The organism is Streptacidiphilus sp. MAP12-20, assembly GCF_041262525.1.
Lineage (GTDB): Bacteria > Actinomycetota > Actinomycetes > Streptomycetales > Streptomycetaceae > Streptacidiphilus.
The window spans coordinates 177,502-191,442 of sequence record NZ_JBGCCK010000012.1 but is presented as its reverse complement, the minus strand read 5'-3'; the positions used below and the strand labels follow the sequence as shown (position 1 = coordinate 191,442).

The 13,941-nt window shown below is 70.3% G+C and carries 12 protein-coding genes and 1 pseudogene; 6 read left to right on the top strand and 7 right to left on the bottom strand.

Annotated features, from left to right (window positions below; all coding sequences use genetic code 11):
• Window positions 1-97 precede the first annotated feature (97 nt).
• From ABIA32_RS18620 to ABIA32_RS18590, 7 genes and pseudogenes are all read right to left on the bottom strand, one after another.
• Window positions 98-1,558 (bottom strand): catalase, encoded by a 1,461-nt coding sequence (locus tag ABIA32_RS18620; protein ID WP_370096503.1) that lies wholly within the window; start codon window positions 1,556-1,558, stop codon window positions 98-100.
• Between the two features lie 414 nt (window positions 1,559-1,972).
• Window positions 1,973-2,998 (bottom strand): annotated as a pseudogene (gene alc / locus ABIA32_RS18615) (allantoicase); the annotation flags it as partial.
• Window positions 2,995-4,341, bottom strand: a complete 1,347-nt coding sequence (gene allB, locus ABIA32_RS18610) for an allantoinase AllB (RefSeq protein WP_370096501.1) — start codon at window positions 4,339-4,341, stop codon at window positions 2,995-2,997. The pseudogene alc and the gene allB, both read right to left, overlap by 4 nt.
• Before the next feature lie 259 nt (window positions 4,342-4,600).
• Window positions 4,601-5,770, bottom strand: a complete 1,170-nt coding sequence (locus ABIA32_RS18605) for a glycerate kinase (protein ID WP_370096499.1) — start codon at window positions 5,768-5,770, stop codon at window positions 4,601-4,603.
• A 193-nt stretch (window positions 5,771-5,963) separates the two neighbouring features.
• Window positions 5,964-7,739 (bottom strand): glyoxylate carboligase, encoded by a 1,776-nt coding sequence (gene gcl, locus ABIA32_RS18600; protein WP_370096497.1) that lies wholly within the window; start codon window positions 7,737-7,739, stop codon window positions 5,964-5,966.
• Window position 7,740: 1 nt separating this feature from the next.
• Complete coding sequence (locus ABIA32_RS18595) at window positions 7,741-8,634, bottom strand: 2-hydroxy-3-oxopropionate reductase (protein WP_370096495.1); 894 nt, start codon at window positions 8,632-8,634, stop codon at window positions 7,741-7,743.
• 130 nt (window positions 8,635-8,764) lie between these two features.
• Window positions 8,765-9,619: a TIM barrel protein gene (locus tag ABIA32_RS18590; RefSeq protein ID WP_370096493.1), complete on the bottom strand. Its 855-nt coding sequence runs from the start codon at window positions 9,617-9,619 to the stop codon at window positions 8,765-8,767.
• Between the two features lie 137 nt (window positions 9,620-9,756).
• Here ABIA32_RS18590 and ABIA32_RS18585 point away from each other — a divergent pair, with 137 nt between their 5' ends.
• The 6 genes from ABIA32_RS18585 to ABIA32_RS18560 all read left to right on the top strand — a co-directional run bounded on the left by ABIA32_RS18585 (window position 9,757) and on the right by ABIA32_RS18560 (window position 13,917).
• Complete coding sequence (locus ABIA32_RS18585) at window positions 9,757-10,032, top strand: thiamine-binding protein (protein WP_370096491.1); 276 nt, start codon at window positions 9,757-9,759, stop codon at window positions 10,030-10,032.
• Window positions 10,029-10,418: a helix-turn-helix domain-containing protein gene (locus ABIA32_RS18580; protein ID WP_370096489.1), complete on the top strand. Its 390-nt coding sequence runs from the start codon at window positions 10,029-10,031 to the stop codon at window positions 10,416-10,418. The genes ABIA32_RS18585 and ABIA32_RS18580 overlap by 4 nt, the downstream gene beginning before the upstream one ends.
• 148 nt (window positions 10,419-10,566) lie before the next feature.
• Window positions 10,567-11,082: a 2-oxo-4-hydroxy-4-carboxy-5-ureidoimidazoline decarboxylase gene (uraD, locus tag ABIA32_RS18575; protein ID WP_370096487.1), complete on the top strand. Its 516-nt coding sequence runs from the start codon at window positions 10,567-10,569 to the stop codon at window positions 11,080-11,082.
• 58 nt (window positions 11,083-11,140) lie between these two features.
• The gene (gene uraH / locus ABIA32_RS18570; protein WP_370096485.1) at window positions 11,141-11,455 is read left to right on the top strand and encodes a hydroxyisourate hydrolase; all 315 of its coding nucleotides are present in this window, start codon (window positions 11,141-11,143) and stop codon (window positions 11,453-11,455) included.
• Window positions 11,456-11,459: 4 nt separating this feature from the next.
• The gene (pucL, locus tag ABIA32_RS18565; protein ID WP_370096483.1) at window positions 11,460-12,374 is read left to right on the top strand and encodes a factor-independent urate hydroxylase; all 915 of its coding nucleotides are present in this window, start codon (window positions 11,460-11,462) and stop codon (window positions 12,372-12,374) included.
• 160 nt (window positions 12,375-12,534) lie between these two features.
• Window positions 12,535-13,917: an 8-oxoguanine deaminase gene (locus tag ABIA32_RS18560; protein ID WP_370096481.1), complete on the top strand. Its 1,383-nt coding sequence runs from the start codon at window positions 12,535-12,537 to the stop codon at window positions 13,915-13,917.
• Window positions 13,918-13,941 lie beyond the last annotated feature (24 nt).

Here is a 13,941-nt window from a genome sequence, read left to right as displayed (position 1 = left end):
ACAATCCCCCCTCCGCGCACACTCTTCTACCAACGCGGCCACGCCGCCACCGGAACGGTGACGGCGTGGGCGGAGGGTGACGGAGAAGCAGTACGGCTCAGCTCTCGTCGGCGTTACGGACGGCCTTGACCGCGGCCTCGAGCCGACGGCCGTAGTCGCTGTCCGCCGCGTGGAAGAACGGCAGGACGCGCTCGACGACGTCGTCGCGGGTGACCGAGCCGATGGAGCCGGCCAGGTTGGCGATGAGGCGGTCCTTCTCGCCGTCCGACATCAGTCGGTAGAGCTCGCCGGCCTGGAAGAAGTCGTCGTCCTTGGCGTGGGCGGGCGCGACGTGGTTGCCGGTCCAGCCGGAGACCGCGGTCGGCGCGGCCAGCGCGGCGTCCGTCTGACGCGGGCCGTCGTACGAGTTGGGCTCGTAGTTCTTGGCCCGGCCGGCCGGGTTGACGGCGCCGAGGCCGTCGCGGCCGTAGTTGTTCGCCACGGTGGCCTTCGGCGCGTTGATCGCCAGCTGGGTGTGGTTCACGCCCAGGCGGTAGCGGTGCGCGTCGGCGTAGGCGAAGAGGCGGCCCTGGAGCATCTTGTCCGGGGACGGGCCGATGCCGGGCACGAAGTTGTTCGGCGAGAACGCGGCCTGCTCGACCTCGGCGAAGACGCTCGTAGGGTTGCGGTTGAGCACCAGGCGGCCGACGCGCTGCAGCGGGTAGTCGCTGTGCGGCCAGACCTTGGTCAGGTCGAACGGGTTGAAGCGGTACTCCGACGCCTCGGCGACCGGCATCAGCTGGACGTAGACGGTCCAGGTCGGGAAGATCCCGCGCTCGATGGCCTGGTGCAGGTCACGCTGGTGGCTGTCCGGGTCCTGGCCCGCGACGGCGGCGGCCTGCTCGGCGTCCAGGCAGCGGATGCCCTGGTTCGTCTTGAAGTGGTACTTCACCCAGTAGGCGGCGCCGTCCTCGGCGACCCACTGGTAGGTGTGCGAGCCGTAGCCGTTCATGTGACGGTAGGAGGCCGGGATGCCGCGGTCGCCGAAGAGCCAGGTGATCTGGTGCAGCGACTCGGGCGAGTAGGACCAGTAGTCCCAGACGTTGTCCGCCTCGCCCATGCCCGTGTAGGGGTCACGCTTCTGCGAGTGGATGAAGTCGGGGAACTTGATCGGGTCCTTGATGAAGAACACCGGGGTGTTGTTGCCGACGAGGTCGTAGTTGCCCTCTTCGGTGTAGAACTTCAGCGCGAAGCCGCGCGGGTCACGCACCGCGTCGGCCGCGCCGAGGTTGCCCGCGACGGTGGAGAACCGCAGGAAGACGTCGGTGCGCTTGCCGACCGTGCCGAGGAAGGCCGCCCGGGTGAACGGGGTGACGTCGTCGGTGACCTCGAAGTAGCCGTGCGCGCCGGAGCCGCGGGCGTGCACGATGCGCTCCGGGAGGCGCTCGCGGTTGAAGCGGGCCAGCTTCTCGATCAGCTGCTGGTCCTGGATCAGCACGGGCCCGCCGATGCCGGCCTGGGCGGAGTTCTGGTTGTCGGCGACCGGGGCGCCGGACTCGGTGGTCAGGATTTTCGACATGGAGGTACTCCGGATCGGCTCAGACGTCTGTCTTCGCGGGTGAAGTGATGGAGAAGTAGGGGGTGGTTCGGCGGCTAAGGGGGGGCACCTCCCGGCCGGAGGCTAACGGGGGCACCTCCCGGCCGGAGGCTGGGGGCGGGCCGTCGTCAATGGTGGAGAGATGGTGGAGAGATGGTTCGGCGGCTGCTGGAAGGGCCGTCGTCAAACTCCCAGCAGCCGCCAGATCGCGGCCCGGCGGCGGGAGGTCTCCGCGCCGTCGGGGGTGTCGGCCGGCGTCAGCGCGGCCTCGGCGGAGCGCACGGCTCCGGCGTCGGCCAGCGGGCGCGCGGCGGTGAGGGCCTGCGCCTCGGGGGCGGTCAGACCGGACTCGGCGAGCGCTTGCTCGGCCTCGGCGGCCGGCAGCAGGTTCAGCCAGCGCAGCGCGTGCGCGGCGCGGCCGGCCTCGGTGAGGCGGCCGGTCAGGCGGAGCCTGGCGATGCCGCCGTCGGGGAAGACGTCCAGGCGGGCGGCGGTCACGGCCGCGCGCGGCTCGACGCGGACGCGGTGGCGGGTGTCGGGCTGGAGCCGCGTGCGCGGCAGCAGCTCGATCCACTCGCCGGTCGCGGCGTCGCGGCCGGAGACGGCGGCCCAGCCGGGGCAGTTGGCGACAAAGTGGGTGGTGTCGATCTCGACGCCCAGCACCTCGCCCTCGCCGACCAGGTCGAGCTCGACCCAGTCGTTGCCCTTGTCGCGACGGCGGCGGGTCTCCCAGCCCTCGCCCATGACGGCCGCGCGGCCGAGCGAGTTGAGGTTGTGCGGGGAGGAGAAGTAGCGGTCCGACGCGCCGGTGGCGACGCCGCCGAACTCCTGGGCGGCCAGGTCGAAGGTCAGCCCGGCCAGGTCGCGCGGGTCGGTGACGACCTCGCCGTGGACGCGCAGGCGGGCGACGCCGCCGTCGGGCCAGATGTTGAGGCGGACGTGCGTGAAGCGCTGCTCGGCGGCGACCTCGAACTCGTGCGCGGTGTCGCCCTTGAGCGCGGTGCGCGGCACGATCTCGGTCCACTCGGCGACGGCGACCTCTGCCGGGGAGGGCGTGCCCGGGATGGACGCGGCCTCGACGGAGCCGGACTCCGGGTAGTTGCCGGTGAAGTGCGCGGTGTCGACGATCACGCCGCGGATCACGCCGGGGACGCCCAGTCGGACGACGGCCCAGTCGTGGTCGTCGTCGGTCGGGTGCGGCTCGAACGCGTCCACGCCACGGCGGCGGCGGGTCTCCCAGCCGTCCATGATCTGGCCCTTGTGGCCGAAGGTGTGCGGGCGGAACTCGGCGGGCTTTGCGACGAGGAGGTTCTCCTTCTCCGCGAACAGCTCGTCGTTGGTGTCGATCACGCCTGCGCCCAGCGACCGGGCCGCGAGGTTGACCAACTCGGTGAAGGCGGCGGGCTTCTGTGCGTCGGTCATGCTTCTCCTCGGGTCAGCAGGCGGCCGTTCGGGACAGCGTTCGCGTTGGTCACGTCCACCGGCTCGCCACGGAGCCAGGTGGTGCGCACGACGCCGGTCAGCGAGCGGCCTGCGTAAGGGGTCACGGGGTTGCGGTGGTGCAGCCCGGCCGGGTCGACGGTGAAGTCGGCGTCCGGGTCGAAGGCCACCAGGTCGGCGTCCATGCCGGGCGCGATGGCGCCCTTCGTGGTGAGGCCGACGAGCGCGGCGGGGCCTGCGGACATCCAGCGGACGACGTCGGCGAGGCTGTGACCGCGGCGACGCGCCTCGGTCCAGATCGCCGGCAGGCCCAGCTGGAGCGAGGCGATGCCGCCCCAGGCGGCGGCGAAGTCGCCGTCGCCGCCGAGGCGCGGCAGGTGCTTGAGTTCGGGCGTGGAGGGCGAGTGGTCCGAGACGATCCCGGCGAACTCGCCTGCGGCGAGCGCCTCCCAGAGCAGGTCACGGTTGGACTCGCTGCGGATCGGCGGACAGCACTTGAAGGCGGTGTCGCCGGCCGGGATCTGCTCGGCGGCGAGAGTGAGGTAGTGCGGGCAGGTCTCCGCCGTGACCTGGACGCCGTCCGCGCGGGCGGCGCGCAGAAGCGGCAGGACGGCCGCGGAGGAGACGTGCAGGATGTGGACGCGGGCGCCGGTGCGCTTGGCTGCCTGCAGCAGCCCGGTCACGGCGACGGCCTCGGCGTCGTCGGGGCGGGAGGCGAGGAAGTCCGCGTAGGCCGGGCCCGGCGTGTGCGGGGCGGCGTCGAGGATCCGCGGGTCCTCGGCGTGGATGATCGCGAGCGCCCCGATCCGCGCCTGCTCGGCGAGCGCGAGCTCGAGCTGTTCGGCGTTCAGGTGCGGGAACTCATCGACCCCGGAGGGGGCGAGGAAGCTCTTGAACCCGAACACGCCGGCGGCGTGGACGCCGGCCAGGTCGGCGGTGTTGTCGGGGACGGCACCGCCCCACAGGCCGGTGTCGATGTAGAGCTGGCCTTCGGCGACCTTCCGCTTGGCCTCGAGGTTCGCGACCGTGGTCGTCGGCGGGATCGAGTTCAGCGGCATGTCGATGATCGTGGTCACCCCGCCGGCGGCGGCGGCGCGGGTCGCGGTGACGAAACCCTCCCACTCCGTGCGGCCGGGCTCGTTGACGTGCACGTGGCTGTCGACGAGACCCGGCAGGAGCGCGAGCTCACCGAGATCGACGATCTGGCCCTCGGTCGCCTCGCCGTAGCCCAGGACCTCCGTGATCCGCCCCTCGCTCACGACCACGTCGGCGGCGCGCTCACCGTCCGGAAGGACGGCGTTTCGGGAACGGAAAACCTTGGTCAACTTGGGCCTCCTGATTGGGTTAACGAGAGCCTAGGCGCGCCTTCAACAAAACGTCAACGGTTTGTTTCAACGAGTTGTTGAAGGCCTTCAGGGATGCACTCTCAGGTCAATCTACGATCCGGGGGCGCGGGGAACTGCGCGAGAAACCACCCTGTGCGGATGGCCCTGTTCGGTGAGGACCATCCGCATGCCGGTGGCTTGTCGCGCAGTTCCCCGCGCCCCTGGATAGTGCAACTTCCCCGTCTGCCCAACGGCAGTCTCAGCCCGCGCCGAAGAGCGAAGCGATGAGCCGCTCCCCAGCCAGCTCCGCCAGTTCCCCGGCGCGGGTGAGACTGTCTCCGCCGGGGCCGGCCAGCTCGGAGAGCGAGAGCGCGGCGACGAACCCTGCGGCACGCCACTGCGTCTCGGACAGCTCCAGCAGGCCGGCCACGGCTGCCACCGGGACTCCCGCCCCGGTCGCCGCCTCGGCGACCCCGGCGGGCGCCTTGCCGTGCAGGGTCTGCACGTCCAGGCAGCCTTCGCCGGTCACGACCAGGCGGGCTCCCCGCACCGCCTGGTCGAAGCCCAGCAGATCGAGCAGAAGCGCGATCCCGGGCCGTAGAGAGGCCCCCAAGAGGGCCAGCGCGCCGAAGCCGAGGCCGCCCGCCGCGCCCGCGCCGGGCGCGTCGCGGAGGTCGGTGCCGGTCAGCTTGGCGACATGGTCGGCCCAGTGGGCCAGTGCCGCGTCGAGCTCGGCGACGTCGTCCGGCGTCGCGCCCTTCTGCGGTCCGTAGACCGCGGGCGCGCCGCGCTCCCCCAGCAGGGGGTTGTCGACGTCGCTCGCGACGACGAACTCGACGCCGGACAGGGTGTCCGCGAGCGGACCTGGGTCCACCGCGTCGAGGCGGGCCAGCGCCGCTCCCCCGGGCGGCAACTCCTCGCCGTCGACGTCCAGCAGCCGCACGCCCAGCGCCTGGGCCAGGCCCGCGCCGCCGTCCGTGCAGGCGACGCCGCCGAGGCCGAGCACGATCCTCGTGCAGCCCAGGTCGAGCGCCCGGCGGATCAGCTGGCCGGTGCCGTAGCTGCCCGCCGTCAGCGGCGCCTTGACGCCGCCCGGCAGCAGTTGCAGGCCGCTGGCCTGGGCCGCCTCGATCACCGCGGTCTCCCCCCTGACCGCGAACACCGCCTCGACCTGCTCGCCGGTGGGCCCGTCCACGCGGGTCGGCACGGCGTCGAAGCCCGCCGCGACGGCCGCGAGCACCGTCCCCTCCCCGCCGTCGGCGACGGGAAGCGTCCGCACCTCGACACCTGGCAGCGCGCGGCGCACGCCGGCGGCGATCCGCTCGGCCGCCTCGGACGCGGTGAGGCTGCCCTTGAACTTGTCGGGCGCGATCACCACATGGCCCTGGTTCTGCAGCATCGACAGCCTCACCTTCGACTTCGTACTCATTGAAGAATGCCTCCCGACGGCGAGGGCACGACCGGATGTCCCCACATTTATGGGGGCGCCGCCGGGAGGAGACTATGCGCCCTGCGGGCGCGGTTGCGGGGGGCCAGGGAGGAGCAGCGGGCGCCTGCGGCCGACTCGCGGGCAGGCACCCGCCATGTTCACTCCGCCGGAACAGCTCCCCCGCGCGGAGCGCCTAGCCGCCGAGCACCGCAGTCGGCGCGTCGCCGGGAGCCGTGGCGAGCTCTTCGAACTCGTTGACCCCGTCGATCTGGACGCCCATGGAGACGTTGGTGATCCGCTCCAGGATGATCTCGACGATCACCGGGACCTTGAACTCGGCCGCGAGCTTCTTCGCCTGCTCCAGCGCGTTGCCGATCTCGCCGGGCTCGAAGACGCGGATCGCCTTGCAGCCCAGGCCCTCGGCGACCTTGACGTGGTCCACGCCGTAGCCGTTGAGCTCGGGGGCGTTGACGTTGTCGAAGGACAGCTGGACGCAGTAGTCCATGTCGAAGCCGCGCTGCGCCTGACGGATCAGGCCCAGGTACGCGTTGTTCACCACGACGTGGACGTAGGGGATGTTGAACTGCGCGCCGACGGCCAGCTCTTCGATCATGAACTGGAAGTCGTAGTCGCCCGAGAGCGCGACCACGGTCTCGTCCGGCACCGCGGTGGCGACACCGAGCGCAGCGGGGACGGTCCAGCCCAGCGGGCCCGCCTGGCCGGCGTTGATCCAGTGCCGGTCCTTGTAGACGTGCAGCAGCTGCGCGGCCTGGATCTGTGAGAGGCCGATGGTGGTGACGTAGCGGACGTCGCGCCCGAACGCCTTGTTCATCTCCTCGTACACGCGCTGCGGCTTGACCGGCACGTTGTCGAAGTGCGTCTTGCGCAGCATCGTCGCCTTGCGCTCCTGGCAGCTCGCGGCCCAGGCACTGTAGTCCTTGAGCAGCTGCGCGGCCTTGCGCTCGCGGGCGACCTCGACGAACAGCTCCAGCGCGGCCTTGGCGTCCGACACGATGCCGAAGTCGGGAGCGAAGACGCGACCGATCTGGGTCGGCTCGATGTCCACGTGGACGATCTTCTTGCCGGCCGTGTAGATCGAGGTGTCGTTGCCGGTGTGGCGGTTGGCCCACCGGTTGCCGATGCCGATGACGAAGTCGGACTCCAGCATCGTCGCGTTGCCGTAGCGGTGCGAGGTCTGCAGGCCGACCATGCCCGCGGTGAGCGGGTGGTCGTCCGGGATGGTGCCCCAGCCCATCAGGGTCGGGACCACCGGGACGCCGGTCAGCTCGGCGAACTCGACCAGCAGGTCGGCGGCGTCGGCGTTGATGATGCCGCCACCGGCGACGATCAGCGGACGCTCGCTCGCCTGGAGCAGGTCCAGCGCCTTCTCGACCTGACGACGGGTCGCGGCCGGCTTGTAGACCGGCAGGGGCTCGTAGGTGTCGATGTCGAACTCGATCTCGGCCATCTGGACGTCGATCGGCAGGTCGATCAGAACCGGGCCGGGACGACCGGAACGCATCAGGTGGAAGGCCTGCTGGAACACGCCGGGCACCTGGGCCGGCTCCAGCACGGTGACGGCCATCTTCGTCAGCGGCTTCGCGATGGACGCGATGTCGACCGCCTGGAAGTCCTCCTTGTGCAGCTTGGCCACGGGGGCCTGGCCGGTGATGCAGAGGATCGGGATCGAGTCGGCCTGGGCCGAGTAGAGACCGGTGATCATGTCGGTCCCGGCGGGGCCCGAGGTCCCGATGCAGACACCGATGTTGCCGGCCTTGGCCCGGGTGTAACCCTCGGCCATGTGGGACGCGCCCTCGACGTGGCGGGCCAGCGTGTGGTGCAGGCCGCCACGGCTGCGCATGGCCGCGTAGAACGGGTTGATCGCCGCACCGGGGAGTCCGAACATGTTCGTGACACCCTCGAGCTTGAGGATCTCGACGGCGGCTTCGGCGGCGGTCATGCGTGCCATGTCAGTTGACCTTTCCGGACAGGCGCTCCAGGTTGCGCAGCAGGGCGGAGTGGTCCAGCCCGCCGTCGCCGGCGTTGCGCATGGCGGTGATGAAGTCGGCGACGAGCGCCGCGGTGGGCAGCGGGACCTCGACGGCGCGGGCCGCGGAGAGCAGGTTGCCCATGTCCTTGTGGTGCAGGTCGAGGCGGAAGCCCGGCGCGAAGTCGCGCTTGAGGAAGTTGTTCTTCTTCCGGGTCAGCACCGTCGAGCCGGCCAGGCCGCCGTTGAGCACGTCGAGCGCGACCTCCAGGTCCACGCCGGACTTCTCGAGGAAGACGACGGCCTCGGCGCACGCCTGGATGTTCACGGCGACGATGAGCTGGTTGGCGACCTTGACGGTCTGGCCGGAGCCGGACGGGCCGACCAGCGCGACGGTGGTGCCGAGCGCCTTGAGGATCGGCTCGGCCTCGTCGAAGTCGGCGCGCTTGCCACCGACCATGATCGAGAGCACGCCCTCGATCGCGCCGGCCTCGCCACCGGAGACGGGGGCGTCCAGCGAACGCAGACCCTTCTCCTCGGCGGCGGCGGCGACACGCTGCGAGATCTGCGGGGTCACGCTGCTCATGTCGACGAGCAGGGCGCCGGCGGCGGCGTTCTCCAGAACACCGTCCTCACCGAAGTACACGGCCTCGACCTGCGGGTCGGCGGGGACCATCGTGATGACGATCTCGGCGTCCTTGACGGCCTCCGCGATCGAGCCGGCACCCTTGCCGCCGTCGGCGATGAGCCGGTCGATCGGCGCCTGCACCAGGTTGTAACCGGTGACGGTGTGGCCGGCCTTGACGAGGTTGGCGGCCATCGGGCTGCCCATGATGCCGAGGCCGATGAAGGCAATCCGGCGCGAAGTGGTGCTCATGGAGTTCTCCTCCGAGGGAACGTTTTGGGCAAAGGTGGGGTTGCACCCTCAGGGGCGCGAGGAACTGCGCGAGCAACCAGGCAGCACGGCTGGCGCCCAGCGAGCAGTCACCCCCGCCCCGGGTGGTGAATTAAAGGGCGCTGCTACGGAGCTCGCGCGGCAGCCACTCGAAGCTGTCGACGCTGGCAACCCCGGCCACGGCCTTGTACTCCAGACCGATGTAGCCTTCGTAGCCAACGGCATCCAGCTGCGCCAGAAGCGCAGGGAAGTCCAGCTCGCCGCTGCCGGGGAAGTTCCTGGCCGGCGCGTCCGCGATCTGCACGTGACCGATCCGGTCCGCGTACTCGGCGATCACCGCGGGCAGGTCCTCGCCATTGCGGGCCAGGTGGTAGAGGTCGCAGAGGAACTTCGTGTTCCCGAGGCCAGTGGCCGCGTTCACCGCGTCCACCACCGCCACCGCGTCCTTCGAGCTGAGCAGCCCGTACTGCGGCGCCTCCGGCGCGTTCAGTGCCTCGACCAGAAGCACCGCGCCGATCCCGTTGGCGGCCTGCGCGGCCAGCGCCAAGTTCTCAAGAGCGAGTTCGTCCTGCTCGGCCACCGGTACGTCGTCCACCCGATTGCCGTACAGCGCGTTCAGCGCCCTGCAGCCGAGGGAGTCGGCCAGGCCGACCGCCACCGCGATGTTGTCGCGGAACCGCTGCGAGTCAGCGGGACGCGAGAGAAGGCCCTTGTCGCCGCCTGCCATGTTGCCGGCGTCGAAGTTGAGGCCGGTCAGCTGGACGCCCGCGTCCACGAACGCCTGGCGCAGCGCGTCGAGCTCGGCCTGCGGCGGGGTGGGACCGTCCAGGGTCCACCACAGCTCGGCGGCGTCGAAGCCCGCCGCCTTCGCGGCAGCGGGGCGCTCCACCAGCGGCAGCTCGGTGAAGAGGATCGAGAGGTTGACGGTCCAGCGCTGGTTCAGCCAGCTCTGCTCAGCGGCGGTCATGCCATCACCAGTTCCACGAGTTCCGCTGATTCCACTATGCGGAAGATGTTTTCTGCTTGATGAAACTATGCCACGACGCTTCAACAGTTTGTCAAGGGGAGGGTTCCCAAGTCGCGTTTCACGGTTACGCTTCGGGCGTGCGATTGAAGGTGGAGTTCACGACCGAGCCGTTCGAACTGGACGGCTTCCCTGAACATGCGAAGACAGCCAGGCGTGTGGTCGACGAGGCTGGGCTCAGCGTCGACGTCGGGCCGTTCGGCACCAGCGCCGAGGGCACGGCCGAGCAGACGCTCGCAGCGATCGACCGCCTGGTGCGGGAGACCTTGGCCCACGGGGCCACCCGGATCTCCCTCCAGGTGAGCGTGGTGGGTGAGGACGGCGAGCCGATCGCCGATCGGGAGGGGGCGGGATGAGCGAGGAACAGCACCCGTTGGCGATAGCCATCAAGCCGCTGCTCGACGCCGTCGGCGCGAGCGCGGTCGGCCTGGGGCAGACCCGGCCGGACGACGTCGTGCTCGAATGGGAGGGCGCGCCGGCCGTGGCCGTGCGGCTGCCCGGCCTGGAGAGCGCGCTCGACCGGCTGCTGGCCGACGTGAAGCGTCAGTTCGGCGGCGGCGAGCTCACCGAGCTGGACCGGGCCGGCAAGCAGCGCGTCGTCGCCCTACTGGAGGAACGCGGCGCGTTCACCGTCCGGCACGGGGTCGAGACAGTGGCGGCGGCGCTCGGCGTCAGCCGGTTCACCGTGTACAACTACCTCAACCGCCAGCAGGCGGCCGGAAAGCAGGACCAACCGTCCTGACCGGGCCTTCGGGTACAGCCCCGAGCAACGCAGTGCCGATCAACGCAGTGCCGATCAACGACGCGAACAGGTTTTCTTCAACAAACTGTTGACGATCAGGGGTGGCGGCTCCTACGTTTCTCGTGGCAACCACTTTTGGAGGTCACGAGTGACCCAACCCGCCACCCCGGCAACCACCTCGCTCGACCGCGTCAACGCGGCCAAGGACGGGGAGCTGGACGCGCTCCTCCTGGAGATCTGCTCCAGCTCCACCTGGGCGAAGCTGGTCAGGCTCGCCCGCCCCTTCCGCGACGAGGCCGCCTTCCACAGCGCCAACACCAACGCGATGGCCGCCCTGGGCGCCTCCGATCTCCTCGACGCCATGGCCGGCCACGCCCGGATCGGCACGCCCAAGCCGGGCGACGCCACGTCCGAGCGCGAGCAGGCCGGTGTCGCGGGCGCCCAGCAGGAGCTGCTGGACGCGCTCGCCGCCGCGAACGCCTCCTACGAGGAGAAGTTCGGCCACGTCTTCCTGATCTGCGCCACCGGCCGCACCGCGGAGACCATGTTCGCCGCGATCGGCGAGCGCTACCCCAACGACGCCGCCACCGAGCGGGAGATCGTGCGGGGCGAGCTCGGCAAGATCAACGACATCCGCATCGACCGTCTGCTGAACGAGGGCTGACGGTCCCGCACGTCGCCGGTCCACAGGGGCCGGCACCGCTCCACACCGCGAGGACGACATGACCTCCATCTCCACCCACGTGCTGGACACCAGCCTCGGGAAGCCCGCCCAGGGCCTCCCGGTCGAGCTGGCCCAGCAGGTCGCCGGCGAGTGGAAGGCCCTCGGGGCCTCCACCACCGACGCCGACGGCCGCTGCAAGGACCTGCCGGTCCCGGACCTCGCCTCCGGCACCGTGCTGCGGCTCCGCTTCACCACCGGCGGAGCGTTCTTCCCCGAGGTCTCCATCGTCTTCGACGTCGACCCGGCCCAAGCCCACTACCACGTACCCCTGCTGCTCAACCCGTTCGGGTACTCCGTCTACCGAGGGAGCTAAGACCATGGCCCACGTGCTCGGCCAGAACCAGTACGGCAAGGCGGAGAACCGCGTCGTACGGATCACCCGCAACGGCAACCGCCACGAGATCCGGGACCTGAACGTCTCCGTCGCCCTCTCCGGCGACCTGGACGACGTCCACCTCACCGGCTCGAACGCGAACTGCCTGCCCACGGACACGACGAAGAACACCGTGTTCGCGTACGCCAAGAAGTTCGGCATCCAGTCGCCCGAGAACTTCGGCATACTCCTCGCCCGCCACTTCGTGGACGACAACGCGCCGATCCACCGCGCCCGGATCCGCGTCGAGGAGTACGTCTGGGACCGCATCGCGATCCCCGACAACAACGCCCGCTTCATCGGCAGCGAGCAGATCGGCCACTCCTTTGTGCGCCGCGGCACCGAGGTGCGCACGTCCGAGATCGTCTACGACGGCACCGGCTTCCAGATCATCTCGGGCCTGAAGGACCTGACCGTGATGAACTCCACCAACTCGGAGTTCTGGGGCTACATCAAGGACGAGTACACCACCCTCAAGGAGGCGTACGACCGGATCCTCGCCACCCAGGTCACCGCGCGCTGGAAGTTCGGCTTCACCGGCGTCGACAACGAGCCCGAGCCCAACTGGGACCGCTCTTACCAGCAGGTCCGCAAGAACCTGCTCGAGGCCTTCGCCGAGACCTACTCGTACTCCCTGCAGCAGACCCTCTACGCGATGGGCACCCGCGTGCTCAACAACCGCGCCGAGGTGGACGAGGTCCGCCTGGAGATGCCGAACAAGCACCACTTCCTGGTGGATCTGGAGCCGTTCGGTATGGAGAACAACAACGAGGTCTACTACGCTGCGGACAGGATGTACGGCCTGATCGAGGGAACCGTGCACCGCGAGGGTGTCACCCCCGTCATTCCGGTGGCCTGACGCATAACCTCGAGGCAGTACCCCAGGGATTCTCCCGCCGTCCCGCCCTGGGCAGCAGCACCCGACGGCGGTACCCCTGACAAGGGCGAGAGCGCAGCGGCAGCAACATCAGCAAGACGGCCACCGCTGCGCCTCCCGAACCGCCTTCGAGGAGAACGAGATGACCGACCCCAGCGACCGCGTGGTCGAAAGAATCGTCATCGAGAACGCCGCGATCGCCACCGTGGACGCGCTGGACACCGAGTACAAGCGCGGCCACGTCGTGATCGCCGGCAACGTCATCGAGTCCGTCGGCGAGGGCCCCGCCCCCGCGTGGCTCGACAACGTCGTACGCCGGATCAACGCCGAGGGCCACCTGATCACCCCCGGCCTGGTCAACACGCACCACCACTTCTACCAGTGGATCACCCGTGGCCTGGCCCAGAACAGCATCCTGTTCGACTGGCTGGTCGCGCTCTACCCGACCTGGGCGCGGATCGACGACCAGCTCGTCCACGCCGCCTCCCAGGGCAGCGCCGCCGCGCTGCTCAAGTCCGGGTGTACGACGGCGTCGGACCATCACTACGTCTTCCCGAAGGGCGGCGGCGACATCCTGGGCGCCTCCATCGAGGCCGTCTCCGAGCTCGGACTGCGCTTCACCGCGCTGCGCGGCTCGATGTCCCGGGGCCAGAGCGACGGCGGCCTGCCGCCGGACCACGCGGTGGAGAAGACCGAGGACATCCTGATCGCCTCCGAGGCGGCCGTGGACACGTGGCACGACGCCTCCTTCGGCTCCATGCTGCACGTCGCGATCGCGCCCTGTTCGCCGTTCTCGGTGACCACGGACCTGATGCGTGAGGCCGCCGAGCTGGCCCGCCGCAAAGGCGTCCGGCTGCACACCCACGGCTCGGAGACGGCCGAGGAGGAGCAGTTCTGCAAGGAGCTGTTCGGCATGGGCCCGACCGACTACTTCGAGTCGGTCGGCTGGCTCGGCGAGGACGTGTGGATGGCGCACTGCGTCCACATGAACGACTCCGACATCAGGAAGTTCGCGGAGACCGGAACCGGCGTCGCCCACTGCCCCTCCTCCAACGCCCGCCTCGCGGCCGGCATCGCCCGTGTGCCCGACATGCTCGCCGCCGGCGTCCCGGTCGGCCTCGGCGTGGACGGCACCGCCTCCAACGAGTCCGGCGAGCTCGGCACCGAGCTGCGCAACGCACTGCTCATCAACCGCCTGCACGGCCGCCCGGACGCCCTGACCGGCCGCCAGGCGCTGCGCCTCGGCACCATGGGCGGCGCGCGGGTGCTGGGCCGTCAGGCCGAGATCGGCTCGGTGGAGGTCGGCAAGCTGGCCGACCTGGCGCTGTGGAAGATCGACGGCATCATGCACTCGTCGATCGCCGACCCGGTCGCGGCCCTCACCATGGGCGCGCTGCCGCCGCTGTCGCTGCTGCTGGTCAACGGCCGCGCGGTGGTCGAGAACGGCACCCTCACCACGGTGAACGAGGACCGCATCGCCAAGGCCTGCGCCGACGCGGCCAAGGAGCTCGCCTCACGAGGCTGAGCCGACCACATAGACCAACCAAGT

Bases quoted from the DNA above. Each gene is read 5' to 3' on its own strand.
- ABIA32_RS18620 (WP_370096503.1), bottom strand. From the start codon at position 1,558: ATGTCGAAAATCCTGACCACCGAGTCCGGCGCCCCGGTCGCCGACAAC.
- ABIA32_RS18605 (WP_370096499.1), bottom strand. From the start codon at position 5,770: ATGAGTACGAAGTCGAAGGTGAGGCTGTCGATGCTGCAGAACCAGGGC.
- gcl (WP_370096497.1), bottom strand. From the start codon at position 7,739: ATGGCACGCATGACCGCCGCCGAAGCCGCCGTCGAGATCCTCAAGCTC.
- ABIA32_RS18595 (WP_370096495.1), bottom strand. From the start codon at position 8,634: ATGAGCACCACTTCGCGCCGGATTGCCTTCATCGGCCTCGGCATCATG.
- ABIA32_RS18590 (WP_370096493.1), bottom strand. From the start codon at position 9,619: ATGACCGCCGCTGAGCAGAGCTGGCTGAACCAGCGCTGGACCGTCAAC.
- ABIA32_RS18580 (WP_370096489.1), top strand. From the start codon at position 10,029: ATGAGCGAGGAACAGCACCCGTTGGCGATAGCCATCAAGCCGCTGCTC.
- uraH (WP_370096485.1), top strand. From the start codon at position 11,141: ATGACCTCCATCTCCACCCACGTGCTGGACACCAGCCTCGGGAAGCCC.
- pucL (WP_370096483.1), top strand. From the start codon at position 11,460: ATGGCCCACGTGCTCGGCCAGAACCAGTACGGCAAGGCGGAGAACCGC.
- ABIA32_RS18560 (WP_370096481.1), top strand. From the start codon at position 12,535: ATGACCGACCCCAGCGACCGCGTGGTCGAAAGAATCGTCATCGAGAAC.